General features: G+C 70.7%; 18 protein-coding genes and 1 tRNA gene. 6 read left to right on the top strand and 13 right to left on the bottom strand.

What is annotated here, in order from left to right; translation table 11 throughout:
• Positions 1-24: 24 nt before the first annotated feature.
• Complete coding sequence (locus E4P39_RS06150; protein ID WP_135135508.1) at positions 25-288, bottom strand: hypothetical protein; 264 nt, start codon at positions 286-288, stop codon at positions 25-27.
• Between the two features lie 130 nt (positions 289-418).
• On the opposite strand from E4P39_RS06150, the gene E4P39_RS06145 reads away from it, so the two are divergent.
• The gene (locus E4P39_RS06145; protein ID WP_135135507.1) at positions 419-622 is read left to right on the top strand and encodes a DUF5703 family protein; all 204 of its coding nucleotides are present in this window, start codon (positions 419-421) and stop codon (positions 620-622) included.
• On the opposite strand, the gene E4P39_RS06140 is transcribed toward E4P39_RS06145, so the two are convergent.
• From E4P39_RS06140 to E4P39_RS06115, 6 genes are all read right to left on the bottom strand, one after another.
• The gene (locus tag E4P39_RS06140; RefSeq protein WP_135135506.1) at positions 619-1,476 is read right to left on the bottom strand and encodes a pentapeptide repeat-containing protein; all 858 of its coding nucleotides are present in this window, start codon (positions 1,474-1,476) and stop codon (positions 619-621) included. The two genes, E4P39_RS06145 and E4P39_RS06140, sit on opposite strands and share 4 nt — an antisense overlap.
• A 41-nt stretch (positions 1,477-1,517) precedes the next feature.
• Positions 1,518-2,474 (bottom strand): NADPH:quinone oxidoreductase family protein, encoded by a 957-nt coding sequence (locus tag E4P39_RS06135; RefSeq protein ID WP_135135505.1) that lies wholly within the window; start codon positions 2,472-2,474, stop codon positions 1,518-1,520.
• A gap of 44 nt (positions 2,475-2,518) precedes the next feature.
• Positions 2,519-3,757 carry a low temperature requirement protein A gene (locus tag E4P39_RS06130; protein ID WP_245159663.1) on the bottom strand — a complete coding sequence of 413 codons (1,239 nt, stop codon included), beginning with the start codon at positions 3,755-3,757 and terminating at the stop codon, positions 2,519-2,521.
• 61 nt (positions 3,758-3,818) lie between these two features.
• Positions 3,819-4,265 (bottom strand): SRPBCC domain-containing protein, encoded by a 447-nt coding sequence (locus E4P39_RS06125; protein ID WP_135135504.1) that lies wholly within the window; start codon positions 4,263-4,265, stop codon positions 3,819-3,821.
• A gap of 89 nt (positions 4,266-4,354) precedes the next feature.
• Positions 4,355-5,158: an SDR family oxidoreductase gene (locus E4P39_RS06120; RefSeq protein WP_135135503.1), complete on the bottom strand. Its 804-nt coding sequence runs from the start codon at positions 5,156-5,158 to the stop codon at positions 4,355-4,357.
• A gap of 7 nt (positions 5,159-5,165) precedes the next feature.
• A complete protein-coding gene (locus E4P39_RS06115; protein ID WP_135135502.1) occupies positions 5,166-6,494 on the bottom strand; it encodes a M20/M25/M40 family metallo-hydrolase in 1,329 nt (442 codons plus the stop codon).
• 85 nt (positions 6,495-6,579) lie between these two features.
• Between E4P39_RS06115 and E4P39_RS06110 the strand changes: the two genes are divergently transcribed.
• The 4 genes from E4P39_RS06110 (at position 6,580) to E4P39_RS06095 (ending at position 9,417) form a co-directional block, all read left to right on the top strand.
• Positions 6,580-6,667 (top strand) — tRNA-Leu (locus E4P39_RS06110).
• Between the two features lie 238 nt (positions 6,668-6,905).
• Positions 6,906-7,985 carry a phosphatase domain-containing protein gene (locus tag E4P39_RS06105; RefSeq protein ID WP_135135501.1) on the top strand — a complete coding sequence of 360 codons (1,080 nt, stop codon included), beginning with the start codon at positions 6,906-6,908 and terminating at the stop codon, positions 7,983-7,985.
• Between the two features lie 755 nt (positions 7,986-8,740).
• Positions 8,741-8,989 carry a hypothetical protein gene (locus tag E4P39_RS06100; protein ID WP_209306378.1) on the top strand — a complete coding sequence of 83 codons (249 nt, stop codon included), beginning with the start codon at positions 8,741-8,743 and terminating at the stop codon, positions 8,987-8,989.
• Positions 8,986-9,417 (top strand): hypothetical protein, encoded by a 432-nt coding sequence (locus E4P39_RS06095; RefSeq protein ID WP_135135500.1) that lies wholly within the window; start codon positions 8,986-8,988, stop codon positions 9,415-9,417. The genes E4P39_RS06100 and E4P39_RS06095 overlap by 4 nt, the downstream gene beginning before the upstream one ends.
• A 47-nt stretch (positions 9,418-9,464) precedes the next feature.
• On the opposite strand, the gene E4P39_RS06090 is transcribed toward E4P39_RS06095, so the two are convergent.
• The 3 genes from E4P39_RS06090 to E4P39_RS06080 all read right to left on the bottom strand — a co-directional run bounded on the left by E4P39_RS06090 (position 9,465) and on the right by E4P39_RS06080 (position 11,681).
• Positions 9,465-10,220: a CPBP family intramembrane glutamic endopeptidase gene (locus E4P39_RS06090; protein WP_245159662.1), complete on the bottom strand. Its 756-nt coding sequence runs from the start codon at positions 10,218-10,220 to the stop codon at positions 9,465-9,467.
• Positions 10,217-11,158, bottom strand: coding sequence for an NAD(P)H-binding protein (locus E4P39_RS06085; RefSeq protein WP_135135498.1), 942 nt, complete (start codon positions 11,156-11,158; stop codon positions 10,217-10,219). The genes E4P39_RS06090 and E4P39_RS06085 overlap by 4 nt, the downstream gene beginning before the upstream one ends.
• Positions 11,159-11,483: 325 nt before the next feature.
• Positions 11,484-11,681, bottom strand: coding sequence for a hypothetical protein (locus E4P39_RS06080; protein ID WP_135135497.1), 198 nt, complete (start codon positions 11,679-11,681; stop codon positions 11,484-11,486).
• Between the two features lie 225 nt (positions 11,682-11,906).
• Here E4P39_RS06080 and E4P39_RS06075 point away from each other — a divergent pair, with 225 nt between their 5' ends.
• Positions 11,907-13,271, top strand: coding sequence for a carotenoid oxygenase family protein (locus E4P39_RS06075; RefSeq protein ID WP_135135496.1), 1,365 nt, complete (start codon positions 11,907-11,909; stop codon positions 13,269-13,271).
• Between the two features lie 239 nt (positions 13,272-13,510).
• On the opposite strand, the gene E4P39_RS06070 is transcribed toward E4P39_RS06075, so the two are convergent.
• From E4P39_RS06070 to E4P39_RS06060, 3 genes are all read right to left on the bottom strand, one after another.
• Positions 13,511-14,665, bottom strand: coding sequence for an integrase core domain-containing protein (locus E4P39_RS06070; RefSeq protein WP_135135495.1), 1,155 nt, complete (start codon positions 14,663-14,665; stop codon positions 13,511-13,513).
• A gap of 335 nt (positions 14,666-15,000) precedes the next feature.
• On the bottom strand, positions 15,001-16,569 hold the full coding sequence (locus tag E4P39_RS06065; RefSeq protein WP_135135494.1) for a hypothetical protein: 1,569 nt from the start codon (positions 16,567-16,569) through the stop codon (positions 15,001-15,003).
• 769 nt (positions 16,570-17,338) lie between these two features.
• Complete coding sequence (locus E4P39_RS06060) at positions 17,339-19,177, bottom strand: phosphoenolpyruvate carboxykinase (GTP) (RefSeq protein WP_135135493.1); 1,839 nt, start codon at positions 19,175-19,177, stop codon at positions 17,339-17,341.
• Positions 19,178-19,541 lie beyond the last annotated feature (364 nt).

Below are 19,541 nucleotides of genomic sequence, written 5' to 3'. Positions count from 1 at the left end.
CACGCCGAAGTTCACCCGGAGAGGTCAGCCGGGGATCTCGTCCTCGTCCGCCGGTACGTCGATCTCCTGCTCGAGGACGTCGGCCTCGTTCGCCTCGCGGTCGCCGACCGGCTGCGACGGGATCTCCGCCTCCCCCGGACGGGCGGACAGCTGCTGCTCGAGAGCGTCGGCCTCGGGCACGCCGTCGCCGGGCGGGGTGACGTCCCCCGCGGCGATGGGCTCCACCAGCGCCTGCTGCTCGGCGCGGTCGGCTTCGGGCACGTCGCTGGACGGTGCCGGCTCGGTCACGTCGTCTCCCTCCGGAGTGCTGAACGGGCGCCGTCCATCCTGCCGTCTGACCGGCCGCGGAGCAGGCGGGGTCGCGCGACCGGGCGACGGACACGTGACCGATCGGCCTCCGGCATGCACAATCGGCCCGATGGAGGCGGCCGCGGATTACCAGTACGCGCCGCTGCGGATCCCCCCGGGCACGTCCCGGTCCGCAGCGGCCACCATGCTGAGCCTGCAGGCGGACACCGGCGGCTGGGAGCTGGCCCGGCTCCAGCTGCACGCCGACGGCACACGCAAGGTCATCCTGCGGCGCCGCGCCCGGCTCGCCTACCTCCCCGGGCCGCACATCTAGCGGCTCGTCCCGGGCCGGTCCACGGCTCCGCCGCTCCAGTGCGCGGGGCGGGTCAGGGCGCCGGGGATGCGGGTCGACGAATCGCCCCGGGCCGCGGTGACCTGCGGCTGCGTCAGGAATAGGCACCGGCTCAGGTCGGCCCCCCGGACGTCCGCCGCCCGCAGGTCGGCTCCCAGCAGGTCCGCCGTCCCCAGGTCGACCCCGCGCAGGTCCGCACCGATCAGATAGGCGCCGCGCAGGCCGGCGTTCCCGAGCCTGGCCCGCCGCAGGTCCCGGCCGATCAGGTCGGCACCCCGGCGATCCGGTGCCCGGGAACCGCTCCGGACCAGCTCGCTGACCCGCTCCAGGAGGTCGCCCACCTCGCGACGAGCGGCCGCCACGTCCATGGCGCTCAGCTCCTCCGCGGTGCCGTCCGCGGCTCGCTCGGTACGCCGGCGGGCCGCGTCGATCTCCCCGTGCAGCGACGCCGCCGCCGCGTGAGTGGCCGCCTCGGACAGGTACCAGAGCATCTCGTGCAGCTGCCGCATGACAGGCAGGACGGCGAACATCGGTCCCGCCAGGCCCGCGGTCTCCCGCCAGGTGCGGCCGGCGAAGGTCCCCTGGGTCACGTGCTGGCCGGCGCCGAAGCAGTCGAACACCGCGCAACCGGGGAACCCGCGGTCGCGCAGCCGGTCGTGGATGCCGCACAGGTCGTCGTCGCGCAGGTTCGGGCACGGCCGTCCGGCCGGCTTGTCGATCGCGAAGTCCGCCGATGCCGCGAAGGCGGGCGCGACGCAGCAGAGGGCGGCGCAGTTCGCGCAGTCGGCCCGCAGGTGCGCGCGCTCGTCGACGAGGGGCAGCGGAGGGCTCGGCATGACCGGCCCAGGCTAGAACCTTCCCGCGGGAACGCCGATGCTCAGGGAACGAGCACGACCTTGCCGACGGTGCTGCGGTCCGCCAGCTTCGCCAGGGCCTGGGGCGCCTGGTCCAGCGGCAGCGTCTCCCCGATCAGCGGGTCGATGTGGCCGTCGGTCACCAGGCGGGTCAGCTCCTCGTGCACCATCCCGATCCGCGGGGGGTCCATCGTCCGGTAGAGCCCCCAGTGCAGGCCCACCACGCTGTAGTTCTTGACCAGCAGGTGGTTGGCCGGGGCCTCGGGGATGCGGCCGCTGGTGAACCCGACGACGACGATCCGGCCCTCGAAGGCGATGCACTTGCGGGACTTGTCGAAGACGTCTCCGCCGACCGGGTCGTAGACGATGTCGGCGCCGCGCCCTCCGGTGAGCTCCTTGACGATCGGGACGAAGTCCTCGGTCGTGTAGTCGATGACGTGGTCGGCGCCGAGCTCGCGGCAGATGGCGGTCTTCCGCTCCCCGCCCGCGGTCGCGATGACCTTCGCGCCGACGGCCTTGCCCAGCTGGATCGCCGCCGAGCCCACTCCTCCGGCGCCGGCATGGACGAGCAGCCAGTCGCCGGCCTGGATGTTCGCGCGGCGGTGCAGGCCCACGTAGCCGGTCTGGTAGGTCAGGTACAGCGCCGCGGCCTTCTCGTCGGTCATGCCGTCCGGCACGGGCCAGGCGTTGTCGGCGTCCATCAGGGCGTACTCGGCGAAGGCGCCCGGGCCCCGGGACGGCCCGCCGATGACGCGCTGGCCGGTCTCGACGATCTCCCCGCACAGCTCGACGCCGGGCGTATAGGGCAGCGGCGGCTTCTCCTGGTAGAGGCCCTGCGCCATGAGGACGTCAGGGAAGTTCAGTGCCGCCGCCCGGACCTTGACCAGCACCTGGCCCTCGCCGGGGACCGGCTGGTCGATCTCGTCGAGGCTCATGACCTTCGAGGGATCACCGAGTTCGTGGACCCGCCATGCACGCATGCAGCGACCTTGCCAGACGCGAAGTGAGCGCCGTCACCGGGTGCTCAGAGGCGGGCCACCGATTCCTCGCCGTGGCGGTATCCGACGGTCTCGTACCCCACGACGGTGACCCAGGGTGTCAGCGCCAGGACCGCGAGGCACCAGACCATCGGCGTCCCGGCCGCCGCCATGCCGATCGATGCGAGGACGACCACCGCGGTACCGGCCAGCAGCAGCAGGTGGAACGGGTCGAAGACCCGGGAGAGCTGGTAGTAGAGGACGCAGATCGTGACGACGTACAGCGCCACGGGGATCGCCACCGTGAGCACGGTCCCCGTGGTGCCGAGGACGCTGTGGTGCTCGAGGTAGTAGGCGGCGGCGTGCAGCCCGGCGCCCACGGCGGCCAGGGCGCCGAACAGCGGGATGTGGCCGTAGCCCCAGCCGAAGGAGCGCTCGCGGTGCCGCTCGAGGATCCCGCCCATCGGCAGGATGAAGTAGATCCACCACATCCCGAAGGTGAGCGCCGTCCCGGCGAGGCCGAGGACGACGACCTCGACCGACCAGCCGGGCCCCTCGGGGCCGACCAGGACGCTCAGTGCGAACGCGGTGCCGAGCAGGCCCTCCCCGAGGGCGATGATCACGAGGAGTCCGTGCCGCTCGGCGATGTGGTGGGGGTGCCACGGCGTCCCGCCGTGCCGGGTCTCGGCGAGCACCGGCCCTCCCGTCTCGACCAGCAGCAGGACCGCGACCCACAGGAACGTGACGGCGACCGATGTCTCCGCCACGGCGAGGGCGATCCACCCGGCCTGAGCCACGAGCAGCGTCGTCACGTACTTGTGGCATGCGCCGCGACGGTCCGGGTCCTGGCGTGCGGCCCGCAGCCACTGGAACACCAGGGCCAGACGCATCACGACGTAGCCGGCCACCATGACCCGGTTGTCCACCGTCTCGCCCTCGTAGAGGGAGGCGAACATGTCGGGCAGGCCGAGCGCGAACACCAGCACGCCGACCATCTGCACCATCGTGGCCAGCCGGAAGATCCAGTCGTCGGTGTCGTAGGCCGAGGCGAACCAGGAGAAGTTGATCCACGCCCACGCGATGGCGAACGTCGCGAGGGAGAACCCGAGGAGTGCCGCCCCGAAGTGCCCCTCGGCGAGCTGGTGGGCCAGCTCGTTGGCGGCCGTACCGAAGGCGATGACGAAGGTCAGGTCGAACAGCAGCTCCAGCGGAGTCGCCGCGCGGTGCTCCTCGGCCGGGTCGCGTCCGCCCATGCGGACCCGGCGATGGCTGCGGTACTCGACCATTGCGGGAGTCTAGGAAGGGCGCCGGACGACGAACACCCCTCGCTCGCGGTCGGCGGGGCCGTCAGGACTCCGGTCGTGTCTCCAGGACGCGTCGGCGCAGCGCCGCGTTCATCGCCTCGAAGCCGGCGCGTGTACCGGTGTCCAGCGACCGTCGCAGAGGCCGGACGAGCACACCGCGGAACGTCTCTCGCTGGACGAGGTGGGTCCCCGAGGGGGTCGCGGTCAGCTCGAAGCGATGCCGGCCGTCGAAGATCCCGGGGACGCCCAGGTGTCCGAGCCACTCGAGAGCTGACCCCGGGGATGCCGCGGTGACGCGCGGACGGATGGTCATCGCTCGGCCGCCCGCCGGTTGCATCCGGAGCGACAGCCGTCGACCCGCCTCGGCCGCGCCCTCCGCTCTCGTGATGAACGGATTCCACCCGGCGTAGGCGTCCAGGTCGGCCAGCTCGGCCCAGACCTTGTCCGGTGGGGCCTCGATGTCGATCTCGGTCCGGAGTTCGTGTCGCATGACGCACCTCGCCGGGGCGCTGCCGTGCGCCCGCGCGACCAGTATCGACCCGGGCATGGGCCTGCCGGCAGATCCTGGCCTTCCGGGGTTCAGCGCATGGACGGCGGGCGCAGCGCCTCCGGGACGACGGCGGTCTCGCCGGTTCCGGTCTTCGCCGAGGGCACGCCCTTGAACTTGTACGGGACGGCGCCGATGCCGGGCTGGATGATGTAGGCCGCGCCCGGCTCCCCCGACGCCCAGGCGGCGACCATCGCGTCCGCGACCTCGTCGGCGGTGAGCACCGGGAAGCCGGCCTTCTCGAATTCCTCGCGGATCGGGTCGATGATCGCGGTGTCGGCGAAGCCCGGGCAGATCGCCGTGATCGTGATGTCCTCGGCAGACAGCCGGGGCGCCATCGAGCGCACGAAGGCCACCGCCCCGCCCTTGGCCACGCTGTAGCCGGGGTCGGTCGCCATGGGTGAGAGGCCGGCGAGGGACGCCGTCACGACGATCGCCCCGCCGCCGGCGCGCTGCAGCGCGGGAATCGCGGCCGCGGCCCCGTAGACGACGCCGAGCAGGTCGACGTCGACCACGTGCAGGAAGTTCTCCAGGTCGAAGAGGTCCTCGGAGTCGAACCCGGCGATCCCGGCGTTGAGGAAGACCGCGTCGAGGCGGCCGTGCTCGGCCTCGACCTGCGCGACGACGGCCTCGTTGGCGGCGCGGTCGGTGACGTCGAGGGCGACGAACTCGCTGTCCAGATCACCGGCGACCTGCCGCGCCCGGTCGCTGTCGAGGTCGGCGAGGATGACGGTGACGCCGAGCGCCCGGAGCTTGGGGGCCAGCGCGCGACCGAAACCGCCGGTCCCCCCGGTGACGAGTGCGACGGAGCCGGGCGCGGGCGTGGTGTCGGTCACTCCCCCATCATGCAGAGCGTAGGAACCGGTCCAGTACCCGGATGCCGAACTTCAGCGACTCGACCGGGACCCGTTCGTCGATGCCGTGGAACAGCGAGGCGAAGTCGAGGTCCGGCGGCAGCCGCAGCGGGGAGAAGCCGAAGCAGCGCATGCCGAGGCGCTCGAAGCTCTTGGCGTCGGTGCCGCCGCTCATGGTGAAGGGCACGGGGCGCGCGCCGTCGTCCTCGGCCTTGAGGGCGGCGACCATCTGGTCGACCAGCGGGCCGTCGAACGTCGTCTCCACGGCCTGGTCGTGGACGATCCACTCGCGCTGGACGCCCTCACCGATCAGGCCGGCCAGCTGGCGCTCGAACTCCTCCTGCTGGCCGTACAGGAAGCGCCCGTCGACCGTCGCGCTCGCGGTGCCGGGGATGACGTTCGCCTTGTAGCCGGCGTCGAGCATCGTGGGGTTGACCGTGTTGCGCAGGGCCGCGCCGATCATCCGGCTGATGCTGCCCAGGCGGGCCAGCGCCTCCTCCGGCTGGTCGGGGTCGATCTCGACGCCGTAGGCGTCCTCGACCGCCGCGAGGAAGGCGCGCATCGGCGGGGTGAGGGTGGTGGGCAGCCGGGCGGAGCCAAGGCGGGCGACCGCCTCGCAGAGCCGGGTGACGGCGTTGTCGTCGTGCACGAACGAGCCGTGGCCGGGCCTGCCGGTGGCCGTCAGCCGCATCCAGGCCAGGCCCTTCTCGGCGGTCTGGACGAGGTAGAGCCGCAGGTCGTCGCGGACGGTGATGGAGAACCCGCCGACCTCGCTGATCGCCTCGGTGCAGCCCAGGAAGAGACCGGGGTGCTCGTCGACGAGCCAGCGGGCGCCGAGCTTGCCGCCGGCCTCCTCGTCGGCGACGTAGGCCAGGACGATGTCGCGGGGCGGCTGGACGCCGGTGCGGGCCCAGTCCCGGACCAGCGCCAGCACCATGGCGTCCATGTCCTTCATGTCGACGGCGCCGCGGCCCCAGACGTAGCCGTCGCGCTCCTCGCCGGAGAACGGGTGGACGCTCCACTCGGCCGGATCCGCGGGGACGACGTCGAGGTGGCCGTGCACCAACAGTGCCGGGCGGGACCGGTCGGCGCCGGGGATGCGGGCGACCAGGCTGGCGCGGCCGGGCTGGGACTCGTGGATCTCCGACTCGATGCCGACGTCGGCGAGCTTGCAGGCCACCCACTCGGCGGCCGCGCGCTCCCCCGCGCTGGTGGACGTGTCGCCGGTGTTCGTCGTGTCGATGCGGATGAGGTCGGAGAGCAGCTCGGCGACCTCGTCCTGGGCGCCGGCGAGGGGCTGCGGGGTCGGGTCGGCCATGCGGCCGATCCTGCCACCGGGGGTCCCCCGACCGCCGTCGAGGCTCGTCTATGCTGACTCCTGGCGCTCGCGAGGGCGCCCACCTGTCCGGGTGGCGGAATGGCAGACGCGCTAGCTTGAGGTGCTAGTGCCCTTTATCGGGCGTGGGGGTTCAAGTCCCCCCTCGGACACCAGCGCGATATCGCGGGACACCGTCCACAGGTGTGCCGGACCGGGCTTGTGCTGTGCCGGGCTCCAGTTGGGCGGCGATTGATGCCGTGCCGGCCTCGTGGCAGTGCCGGTCGACGTCCTTGCAGATGGCGACGGTCTCGCCCTCGAACGCGGCCGAGGCCGCAGCACTGCGGATCTGAACTGCAGCGACGTTCGTCGCTCAGTACGGTCGGCTGGCCGCTTCGCCGCCGGAGGTGCTCGATGACCGACCGACCCGCCGTTCCCCCGAGCCGGTTGCTGCGCTTCGTCGCCACCGCGTACCGGGTCCAGACCCGCGTCAACGAGGTGCTGTCCGTGCGCGCCCGTCGCCGCGGCTGGACCACCGCAGCCCTCGGCTATCCCAGCTATGCCGCGCGGGGCCGGGCACGGGTGCGCGGGCGGCTCCTGCTCGCCCCGGCCGGTACGGACCCCAACGCCCGCCTCGACATCCCTGGCTGGCGGCGGCTGCTCACTCTGGAACAGCCTCACGGCGAGATCGACATCAGCCTGGGCACTACGCGGGTGCGTACACGAGCCGACGAGGCTGGCCTGATCGACCTCACCATCCCCGTCGAGCTGCCTCCGGGGCAGATCTCCGCGCTCCTGCACGTCGACGGCCGTCCGCCGGTGCCGGTGCCGGTGCACGTCGCCTCACCCGATGCGACCCGAGGTGTTGTCTGCGACATCGACGACACGGTCTGGATCACCGGAATCCGACATCCCCTCCGAGCTGCGTGGCGCACCTTCGCCGGCAACGGCTCGACCCGCCGCCCCGTGGACGGCATGGCAGCGCTGCTCGCCCGTCTCGTCGAGGATTCCCCACACGCACCCGTCATCTATCTGAGCAACGGGCCGTGGAACCTGGCGGGCTCGATCACCGACTTCTTGGACCGGCACGGCTTCCCGGCGGGCGCGCTCCTGTTGACCGACTGGGGCATCAGCCCACGCGCATGGTTTCGCAGCGGCAAGGCCCACAAGCGGGGGTCGCTGGAGCGGCTGGCCGAGGAGCTGCCCAGCGTGGACTGGGTGCTGATCGGGGACGACGGCGAGCACGATCCCGAGATCTACCGCGACTTCGCCCGCGCACATCCCCAACAGGTGGCGGCCATCGCGTTGCGGAGCGTCGCACCGATAGGCACCGCGACGCCCGAGACCGAGGAAAGGGTTGGCTCGATCCCTCTCTTCCGCGCCGGGGACGGCACGGCGTTGGCCGAGAAGCTCGTCCGCTCGGGCCTGCTCCCCGGCCATCGTGTCGACGACTCCACGAGGCCCGAGTGGTCGGGTCACAGAGACCGCCGATGAGGGTGACCGTGCTCATGGCCAGGTTCGTGGGGACGCCGATCGTCGCGCTGGTGTGCCCGCGCCTCGGCCGGCCACGAGCAAGAGCGCTGCCAGGAGGCCCGTAGCCGTGTGCGTATGTAGCGTGTCGCGCCTCGGACACAAGATCACTGGCTCGCCGGAGCCGATCGTAGGGCGCCCATGTCGTGGGCGCCCTGTTGTCGTTCAGGGGCCAGTCCCGCCGGACCTGGCTGGTGTCGGACGCCTACCCTTCGGGGAACGGCGTGTCGTCCTCGTCCCACGCCTGGGCGGCGGTGAGCAACTCCTCGCGCGCGACCCGGAGCGGCACGCTGTAGGCGTAGAAGTCGTACCGGGCGTGACTTCATCGCCCGGGGCACTCGGGCGGACGAGACGGTCGTGAGCCCAGCGACATGCGCCGGCACAGCGTCGCTGGCGTTCCCGGTGACTCTCAGGGGAATGCGCGCTGCCGGCGCGGCGGACGACGGCGCGCACCCGCACCGACCGCTCGGCGAGCGCGGGGACACCGCGGCGCCTACCGACCCCTTCGTCCAGGCCACGTCGACAAGGGCGGAGGGAGCCATGCCGTCCACCCGTCCGCGGCACGACGGTGGCGACCCGCTGTCGAAAAACCACCGAAGGAGCGACCAGCTGTCCGCATCCCTGGGCACCGGTCATCCGGAAGAGAGGTCATCAAGCAACCCACGGAAGAGATCGTCGGAACCCCGGCGGCCATCATGACGCGCGAGGAGATCGAAGCCATGAGCATGACCAGCACCGACGCCGCAACCGGCTCCCGGGACATCAAGAATCACGAGACCACCAGCTTCGCCGACCTCGGCAAGGAGATGTGGGCCTACCTGACCGGCAAGAGCGCCGCCATCAACTACGAGTTCGCCGACATGGTCATCGAGGTTCCTCGCGAGACCGGGCCGGATGCCCCCCGCGCCGTCTGGCGGCTCAACGGCACCCTGCGCATCACGACCGCCGAGAACGCCAGCCGGGGATGACGGACCCGCGGGGCCCGGTGCACCTGTCCGGTGAGCTGTCGCTCGAGGTGGACGGGGCGGGCGTGCAGGTGCACGCCGACGGCGCGGACGTGCGGATCGTCGCCGAGGACGTCGGCGCCTTCGTGACGCGGGTCCGGGAGGCGGCGACTGCACGCACGGGGGTGGCGCCGGGCCGACGCGACCTGGGTGGACTGGCCGAGGTACTGGCCGCCTCCGGGATCACCGCGCACCTGGAGTCCCCCACGCGTCCGGTGGCCGTCGCCGGCGCCGGCGTCGACTCGCCGGCCGGGGCGCTGCTGCTGGGAACCCGGCGGGTACGGCCCCGCGCGGCCGTGGTGGTGATCGCCGCCAACCGGGGACGCCGGCTCCTCGCGGCCGGTGCGGTGGCCGCGGCGCTGGGCACCGTCCTGGTGCGCCGTCGCCGCTGACGGATGGGCGGGGCGGTCGTCGAGGCCGCCGCGCCCACCCGGACACCTCACGCGCCGGCCGTGACCCGCTCCTCGGTGAGCCCGCGGGTGAACAGCGGCGGCAGGTAGCGCAGCATGAGGGCCGACCACACCACGTGGGTGAGCATCGACGCCTGCACGCCGCCGGTGATCCTGCGCTCCTGCGCGAAGAGCAGGCCCATCGGCACGCTGGCCAGCACGAGCGCCGGGTTGCGGGTGGTCGTCGTGGCCAGCCCGTAGACGACGGTCGAGGCGAGCACCGGCCGGTCCGCGCCCGCCGCCGCGTAGACCGAGCCGCGGAAGAAGAACTCCTCCGCGACGCCGTTGGCCAGCGTGGTGGTGAGGACCAGCGGCGTCGTCCCCTGGTCGGCGTAGCGGAGGACCGAGGCGATCGCCCGCTCGAGGACGGGGATCCGCCGGGCGACCAGCGCCGCAGCGTAGAAGGCGCCGAACGCGCCGACCCCGGAGAGGACGGGCGTGACCACCGGCCGGCGCAGCTGCTCCCCCGGCCCGAACATCCGCCCCAGGTGCAGCGGACCGGACGCCAGCCCGCCGACCACCCAGGTGGCGGCCACCCCGAGCGTGAGCCCGTAGAACCGCGGCGAACCGGGCGGCGTCGACAGCGACACCCCGAGCAGCGACGCGCCGGCGACCGCGGTGGCGGCGGTGACCCGCCGGCGGCGCCGGAAGGCCTCGTCGCTCTCCCAGTGGTCGCGGGGCACGCTCCGCAGCAGCGGCCCGGCCACCCGGCGGACCCGCGCCGGGAGCGCACGGCGGCGGGTCACCGGCGGGCTCCGCGGCTCAGCCATCCGCCGCGCCGCTCACCGACCTGCCGCCGGCGTTCCCGTGCCCGTTCGACCAGGGCGGCCATGACCATCTCGTCGTAGTCCATCGGGTCGAAGGGCACGACCGAGCGGATGGCGTCGTCGGTGACGACCACCTCGTTGGTCATGGAATCGATGAGCGAGCGGCCGGTTGCGACGTCCACGTCGGTGACCAGGGCCAGCCAGCGCGAGGACAGCTGCGGGCTGAGCAGCGGCACGGGCACGACGAACAGGTGCCGGTTCTGGATCTCGGCGACCCGGGTCATCATCTGCAGGTAGGTGAGCACCTCCGGGCCTCCCACCTCGAACACCCGCCCGGCGGTTTCCGGTGCGTCGAGGACACCGACCAGATACCGGACGACGTCGGCGACCGCGATCGGCTGCGTGCGCGTGCTGACCCACCGGGGGGTGATCATCGCGGGCAGGTGCGCCACGAGCTGGCGGGTCAGCTCCCACGACACGCCGCCGTGTCCGACCACGATCCCCGCGCGCAGCACCGTCACCGGCACGCCGGTGCCGCCCAGGAGCCGCTCGACCTCCCGCCGGCTGCGCAGGTGCCGGGACAACTGGTCACTGTCCTGGCCCAGGCCGCCGAGGTAGACGATCCGGTCGATTCCCGTCGCGGCCGCTGCTCGGGCGAAGGCGCGCGCCGCATCGGCGTCCTTGCGCTCGAAGTCCGGGTGGTCGAGGGAGTGCACCAGGTAGTAGGCGGCGTCGCAGCCCTTGAGTGCCTGCCGCAGCGATCGCTCCTCCCCGACGTCTCCGGCGACCGGCCGGCCGGCCCCCACGTAGCGCTCGGGGCGTCGGGTCATCGCGCGGACCTCGTGGCCTTCCCCGTCGAGCGCGCCGACCAGCCGGCGGCCCACAAACCCCGACGCGCCGGTGACCAGGATCCTCACCGGCGCAGGGTGAGCGCTGGGCGCGAATCGTCCGGCGCCGGCAGCGGACCCGAGTCAGCCGTGCATCCATCCACGGCAGTCGAGGCGGGTGCGGAGTCCACAAGGCACCGGCCGGGTTGCCTATCCCCCGCCGTGCACCACCTCCAGCAGCGCCGGGCGGCTCCCGTCAGCGCGTTGGCAACAGGGGGCCGATCCGGATACCAGCGACTGGCGACGACGTCAGAGAGGCCGACGCCCGGACGCGATCTGGCGACCGCCGTGAGCGCCGACGGCTCCCCACGAGTCCTCATGAAAGCCGTCCGAGTCGGAGATGACGACGGCCGAGTCACAGCGGGACTCGGGCGCCGGCGTTCCAGGAGTCGAGGATCCTGTCGATCCGCGCCCGGCAGATCGCGACCTCCCCGCGCGCGGCAGGTGTGTCCTTGTGGCGCAGGACCGCGGTGGCCGCCGCCAGGTCCAGGCGGGCCAGCTCGAACTCCACGAGGAGGACGTCCGGGGCGCCGTCCGTAGTCATCACGCTCATGCCCGGTCTTCGTCTCCGCCGGTGGCCGCGGATGCATCGGCTTCACTTCGGTGCGTGTCGCCGCTCGTGATCCGCAGAGGGGCCGATCGGGCGCGAAGCCTGCCCCATGGCGCCAGGTGCCCGGTGAGTCGCCTTCGCCCGAGTAGTCCGACCCTGGTCGGGGGCTCTGCCGGAGGGCACGCTTGGGCCGCGCCCTCGGCCTCGGGAGCGTCGGAGGAGACCGCCATGATCCACAGCGCATTCCACGAAGGCCCGTTCGCTCCGGTCACCGAGGAGGTCACGGCGTTCGACCTCCCCGTCACGGGCAGCCTGCCGGTGGAGCTCAGCGGCCGCTATCTGCGCAACGGCCCTAACCCGATCGGTCTCGACGACGCCGAAGCACACTGGTTCCTGGGCCCGGGCATGGTGCACGGCGTCCGGCTGCGTGATGGCCGGGCCGAGTGGTACCGCAATCGCTGGGTGCGGTCGCGAGATGTGGCCGCGGCACTGGGCGAGACCTGGGCGGGCGGCCCGGAGCACGACGGGATGGATTTCCCGGCCAACACACACGTCCTCTCGCACGGTGGACGGACCCTCGCCACCGTGGAGTCCGGTCCGCTGCCCTACGAGCTGACCTACGAGCTGGACACGGTCGCGCCGTGCGACTTCGGCGGCACCCTGCCGGGCGGCTACGCCGCGCACACCAAGCTCGACCGGCGGGCCGGCGACCTGCACGCGATCGCCTACTACTGGGCCTTGGACCACATCCAGCACATCGTCGTCGGCCCCGATGGCACGGTCCGATCGACCACCGACATCCCTGTCAGCGACGGGCCGATGATCCATGACTTCGCCCTGACCGAGCGCTACGTCGTCCTGTTCGACCTGCCGGTCACCTTCAGCATGGACGCGGTCGCCGCGGGAAGCCAGCTGCCCTACACGTGGAACCCGACGCACCAGGCCCGAATCGGCCTGCTGCCCCGCGCGGGGACTGCGCGCGAGGTCCAGTGGATCGAGGTAGAGCCGTGCTGGGTCTTCCACACCCTCAACGCCTACGACGATGGCGACCAGGTCGTGGTGGACATGTGCCGGTACCAGGGCTCCTACGACGTCTCCATCCTCTCCGGCCGGGGGCCGCTCACCCTCGACCGGTGGATCGTCGACCCCGCCGCCGGGAAAGTCGTCCAGCAGCGACTCGACGACCGCACCCAGGAGTTCCCGCGGGCCGACGAACGCGTGATCTCCCGCCCCTACCGCTACGGCTACAGTGTAGAGATCGCAGAGGTCAGCCGTGCAATGGTCGACGGAAACGGCGACCTCACCGACACCGCGTTCGCCAACACGCTCATCAAGCATGACCTGATGGCCGGGACGACGCAGGTCCACGCATTCGGCAGGGACGCCACCGCCGGGGAGGCGGTGTTCGCCCCGTCGTCCCCCGATGCGGCCGAGGACGACGGCTACGTCATGGCCTTCGTGCACGATCCCGACCGCGGCGCCACCGACCTGGTGCTGCTGGCCGGCCAGGACTTCACCGGCGAGCCGGTGGCCCGGGTGCACCTGCCGGTGCGGGTCCCTCTGGGCTTCCACGGCAACTGGATCGGCGATTAGCCCCGGAGGGAGCCGACGGCCGACGTCAACGCTTGGCGCCGGTATGCCCCCGGTGCGGGGTACCCCAGCCGGGACAGCCCGCCCGTGCGAGACGGGCTTCTTCCGTCCACCGGCTGGCGGCCCCCGTCGAGGACCGCGCCAGGAGATTGCGACGACAGGCGTGTGCGTATGTAGCGTGTCGCCCCTCGGACACTTTGTGCGATGTCCCGAGACACCGCACAGGTGTCTCGGGACATCGTTCACGTTAGGGCCTGTGGTCGGTAGTCCAGGTTGGGGTCCAGGGTCAGATCGCGCAGTAGTTGTCCGCTGGTGCTGAGCACGCGGATGTGCAGGTCGTGGGCGAGGACAAGGACGGGTGTGCCGGCGTGGCGGCGGCCGATGCCGATGTGGTGCAGCCGGCTGTTGTGTCGCAGGGTGAGCTTGCCGTTGGTGTCGATCTTGTCGTGGCGGACCCGGAAGTGGCCGTCGATCAGCGGGATGCCGGATGCGCTGGCCTTGGGTCGTGCGGCGTAAGCCTCGGCCGGGGTGTGACGGTTGAGGGCGCGGTGCGGCCGGACGGTGCTGTAGTAGCCGCGGAACGCGTCGAGCTGGGCCTGCAGCTGGTCGAGGGTGGCGGCGCGGGGCTGGGTGGCCAACCACTTCTTCTGGGTCTGGTGGAAGCGTTCGACCTTGCCGCAGGTCTGCGGGTGGTAGGGCCGGGAATGGCTGAAGATCACGCCGCGGGCGTGCAGGGTGACTTCCGGGGCGACCCGGCCGTGGCCGCGGTAGCGGCCGGTGAAGACGGCGCCGTTGTCGGTCAGCACGCCGGCCGGATCCCCGTGCCGGTCGGCCGCGGCGCGGTAGACGGCGTCGACGGCCGGGGCGGTGAACACCATGGCCGCGGTGGAGGTCAGGCACAGGCGGGAGTGATCGTCGAGCCAGTTGAGGATCTCGGCGTCGACGCCCTCGGCTAGTGGCCAGTGGGTGATGTCGGCCTGCCAGCGCTCATTGGGCTGCTCGGCGGCGAACCGGACGTAGCTGCTCTTGGGCCGCTTGTGCGGCTGCGGGGTGACGAACCCGCGGGCGGTCAGGATCCGCCAGATCGTGGAGACCGCCGGGCTGGTGCCGTGCCGGCGGGTCAGGTGGGCGGCGATGGTGGCCGCGCCGGCCTCGTGGCCCTGCCGGTCGAGGTCTTTGCGGATGGCGACGATCTCGTCCTCGAGCTCGTCGGCGGTCCGGGTCGGGCTCCGCGACGGCCGGCGGGAACGCGGTTGCAATCCGGTATCGCCCTCGGCGAGGAATCGCTGGACGAGGGTGATCACCCAGCGGCGGGAGACGCCGTAGTCCCGGGCGACCTCACTCTTGCGACGGCCCTCGACCAGCACCGCGGGGACGACCAGCTGCGGCATACCCATCGTCCACCCCCTTGGCTCAGGTGTGAACGATGTCCCGAGACGGGTGCGCGATGTCCTGAACTCAGACACCCCCTCGGACACAAGATCACTGGCTCACGGCAATGCCGAACGCACAGGGCGCCCACGTTGGGGGCGCCCTGGCGTCGATCACCGACTGGTTCCGCCGCCCCCGACCGGCCTATCGCTCAAGGGAACAGCCTGTTGTTGTCGTCGCACGGGTGTGCGGCGGCAGGGGGTCCTCGCGCGCGAGTTGGAGCGGAACGTTGTACGCATAGGAGTCATACGGTGCCTCCTCCCCGCCAGACCGATCGACAAATCACAAGAGGGCTCAACTCTCACATGCCAAGAAGGTCGTTCTCCGCGTCGTTGACCTCTTCGGAAGGGCCCCCGGTGCGTGCCTTGCGACCGGTCGTAAACACCGCGGAGCGGTACAAGCGTGGGACGTAGTAGCGACCGCCAGCCTTTGAACCTAGAAGTCCGCTCAGTAGGAGGACGCTCAGGGCCTCCCGAGCCTCCGTAGAGTCGTCGTCTTCGATCCCAAGCCGCTGGAGCAGCTCTCCCTTTGAGGGATATTCCCCCGGGCCGCCTCGGAGTCGTTCGGCCAGCGCGCTCGCCGATGGGAACTCATTCGTAACGGTATCCTGGAAGCGTCGCCGCCCCAACTCACCCATTGCCGCTTGCACTTCACCACTACCGATCAACGGATGAGTGTTCCGATTCGCTCGTCCCATACTCAGCGCTCTCCTCTGGTTCTCACGAGCGCGGAAGAGCGCCAAATTGATCAGAGATATGAGATTGCGAGGGTTATATAGGGAACTACCATCGGCCGACCAGATGCAAAGTGTCTGGGAGGTCGAGTATCGGTCACCCCTCCTGCCCGGCTTCTTGGTGCCCAAGTCAGGGAGCAGCGCCTCCCATGACGCTCTGGTGCGGTCCTGCGGCGAAACGTCGGAGAGGTACCAACGATAGAACTCTGCACTGCCCATCAATCTATGAGCAATGAGGTCCGCCATTGAGTTGAAGGTCCAAGAAATGTCATTCCGCCTCAAGTGGGTAGCGTTCGTGAAGGCACCATCCTCGCTAAACCTAGAGAACAAGTCCGTACGCAGAAAGACCTTGACGCGAACCGTCGGAAGGAACTGAAGCGCCTGCGAGCAGTCCAAGACCGCTCGCATCAAGCCCCGCAGCGCTCGTCGCTCGGCTTCCGAGTTCCGCGTGAAGCATTCGTCGAGACGATCGATGGCAATCCACACACGGAAGTCGTGAGCGCTTAGGACCTCTGCGCTCCGCTGCAGGAGCCCGAAGAAATCGGGGTAGTTGAGCACAACTGCCTGCGTCGACGCCGACGGCTCCTCCTCGGGTAGATCGAATTTCAGAGACATGCCCAGCTCGAAGCCTCCCGCTCCTCCCGTCACGCCGCCTTCGACGCTCTTCGCACGCCGAATGCGATCGAGCAGAGATGGCTTCTGGTCGCTCTTTCGAAGCCCCATGAGTTCAAGGATCTCGCGGAGTTCATCGACGGCCCGCGCTGTCGGCGGCACCCCGTCGTACGTTTCGACCACAAAGTTTCCGATGAGGCTCGCAAAGTACACGACCCATATGGAGCGTAACCGCTCCTCGCTATCATCACCAGTGAAGAGGGCGCGGAACTCGGGCGACCCGGTCGGATTGGAGGCGGCGAGAACGTGCAGATCCTCGAAGACCCGGGTCTCCGTAATCATGCGGTAGATCGCACTCTTTCCGGTCCCCTTGCCGCCCGTAATGACATCGACTTCGTCGTTCAAGAGACGTCGATATATCTCGATGTCATCTATGAACACACGAGGCAATTCCAACTCGTGCTCGGCCACCTCGGCCCCCGCCGAGGCGGACTCGAGGACTTCCAATATGTCGCTCTGCTGCATGCTAGGACCTCCCAAGATCATCCGCACCTCCTAACGTCTCGCTAGGCGGGCCAACAACGGTGCTGCGCCGGTAGAATGGCATCGACGGCTGCTCCCATGCAAAATCTCGGGTGGCGTCCTCCTAGACTGCCAAAGGCTGCGGCGCTCTGGCGGTCACTCGTGTGATGACAACTCGACTCCAAGCTGCGTGGGTGGGATGCGAGTGTGACTCTGAGAGGTCGCTGGTCGAGATCGTCGAAGACGACCAGATGTTGCTAGAACGGATCAGAAACGGGTCGCCGTTTTGCGGACGCTACTGCATGAGCAGCCCGTTGAGGCCCGGCTCGTGCCGTCCTGAGCCAAGCGACTGCTGACGCAGCTCCGGCTCTCCCTGGGCAAGCCGTGCGCCGAGTCCGGCACATCACAAGCTGGCCGACGGCGCGCCCCGGGAACGCGCAGAGGGGGCTCGTCGGTCCGGAACCCGCCGAGCACACTTCCAACAGCTAGCTGTACTACTGACCCGCCAGGTTGGTGACGCGGGCGGGGGAGGTAGACCGCCGAGCGCGGTATGGCCGCGGTGGCCGAGCGCAGCTGCTCCCGCACCTCGGCTGGCGCGGTCACCGGCAGTGCGCGCAGCTGGTTGGCCGCCTGAGAGCGGGCCGACGACTTCGGGGAACCCCGCCGTCCGGCTATCTGAGGAGGCCGCGCAGACGGTGACCTAAGTCCTCGGCGTCGCGAAGATCGGCGCGGCGGCCCGCGCGCATGAGGCGGTGGCGCTTCGCACGCACGCTCAGGTGTCGACGTCGAGCGCGACGGCAACCCGGCGGTGCGCCTCCCAGATCTTCTCCGGCAGCCCCGGGAACTGGGAGAGGTGCTCCTCGCGGGAGCCCATCTCCTGCCGCCAGCGGGCGACGTCGATGGCGAGGATCCGGTCCAGGTCCTCTGGACGCACGTCGACGCCCTCGAGTTCGAGCTCCTCCTTGGTCGGCACGATTCCGACCGGGGTCGCCGTGCCGGTGACCTCCCCGTCGCGTAGTCGCATCAGCCACAGCAGCGGCCGGAGGTTGTCGCGGTACCCGGGCCACAGGAAGCGGCCGTCCTCGCCACTCTGGAACCAGTTGACGTGGGCGAAGATCGGCCGGTCCTCGGCGGCTCCGATGATCTTCAGCCAGTGGGCCGCGTAGTCACCCTCGGGATAGGCCATGAACGGCCGCATCGACATGGGGTCGTAGCGCAGCACGCCCTCGGTGCCCTCGGCGGCGAAGGTCGCCTCGGCGCCCAGGGTGAGGCCGTCGTAGACGCCCTCGGCCAGGTCCGAGATAGCGCGGATCAGCGGCTCACGGTCTCGGGTGCGGCCACCGAAGATGATCCCGTCGACCGGGACGCCCTTGGGGTTCTCGTAGTCGGGCGCGAGGTTGGGCACGTTCGCCAGCGTGGTGGTGAACCGGCTGTTCGGGTGGGCCCACGGGGAGCTCTCGGAGCCGGCCGCCCGCTCGGAGATCAGCATGCCGGTCCAGTCGCGCCAGCCGGTGACGTCCGCCGGCGGCTCGGGCGTCCTGCCCTCCCACCAGACCTCCTGGGTCTGCTCGTTGTAGGCGACGTTGGTGAAGATCGTGCCGGTGCCCTCGGCGATGGCGTCGACGGCGGTGGGGTTGGTGGCCTCGTTGGTGTCCTTGGCGACGCCGAAGGCACCGAACTCGGGGTTGATCGCGTAGACCCGGCCGTCCTCGGGATCGACCCACAGCCAGGCGATGTCGTCGCCGTAGAAATGGACCGTGTACCGGTCACCCAGGGCGTCGGGGGCGAGCATCATCGCGAGGTTGGTCTTGCCGGACGCGCTCGGGAACCCACCGCAGATGTGGTACGTGCGGCCGGTCTCCTTGTCGGTGATCCCGAGCAGCATGAACTGCTCAGCCAGGAAGCTGCCCGACGCCCACCCGTCGTACGTGGCCTGGCGCAGGCCGTGCGCGATCTTGCCGAGCAGCGCGTTGCCGCCGTAGGAGGAGCCGTAGTGCAGGATCGTCCGCTCGTCGGCGACGGTGACGAAGTAGCGCTGGTCGTCGGGGGTGCCCTGGCCGAGGTGCTCCAGATCGCCGGTGACGTGCACGGCCCGGACGAAGCTGTTCTGGTCGGCCAGGTTGTTCACGTGGTCCACGCCCACCCGCGCCATGCGGATCATGTGCAGGACGACGGTGCGCGCATCGGTGAGCTCCACGCCGGCGGCGAACGCCTCGAGGGGCGAGCCGGGCGGGGCCATCAGGTAGGGGACGACGTACATCGTCTTGCCGGCCGACGCGCCGCGCATGCGCTCCTCGAGCAGGGGCCGCATCTCCGACGCCGGGCGCCAGTTGTTGTAGACGCCCTTGTCGGAGGGGTTGCTGGTCGCGACGACGGTGCGCTCCTCGGAGCGTGCGGTGTCCTTGACGTAGCTGCGGGAGTAGTAGCGGCCCTCGCCCGCGGGGAGGAGCTCCCGGGCCTCGACCGACTCGCGAAGTAGTCGCGCGTCGTCCTCGGCATTGATCACCTCGATCCGCTCGGCACCGGTCAGCTCGGCCCAGTGCCGGACGTACTCCCGTACCTGGCTGTTCTTCAGTCCGGCTCGGTCGAGCGCGGTATCGACGTCGATCACAGCTCTCCTCTGTCGCTCGGCACCGTTGCAGCCGCTCCGATGGTCGGGTGACACCATGGTCCGCTGATCGTGCTGGACCGTAGGGAGGATCGCCTACCCGGCCGCACCGCACCGGCCGGCCACGGCGGTCAGGACGCCCTGGCGGTCACGGTGTCGGGTGGACGACATCCGCGCCGTCGCCTGGCCGACGATGCACCCCGCGGAACGTCGACACGCTTCCGGTGACGCAGGGCCGTCCGGACCAGCGCACCGGCGAGGAGCCCCGATGTGTCGCGACGAGCAGCGCACGCCGGTTCCACCGGGCGGGACGGCCGCAGGCCCCTCCGACTGCGGCCGCTGTGGGCGGCGGCGGTCGGGCTCGCGG

Origin of the sequence: Blastococcus sp. CT_GayMR19 (genome assembly GCF_004570385.1) — a bacterium.
Lineage (GTDB): Bacteria > Actinomycetota > Actinomycetes > Mycobacteriales > Geodermatophilaceae > Blastococcus_B.
This window is presented reverse-complemented; position numbering and strand designations above follow the sequence as displayed.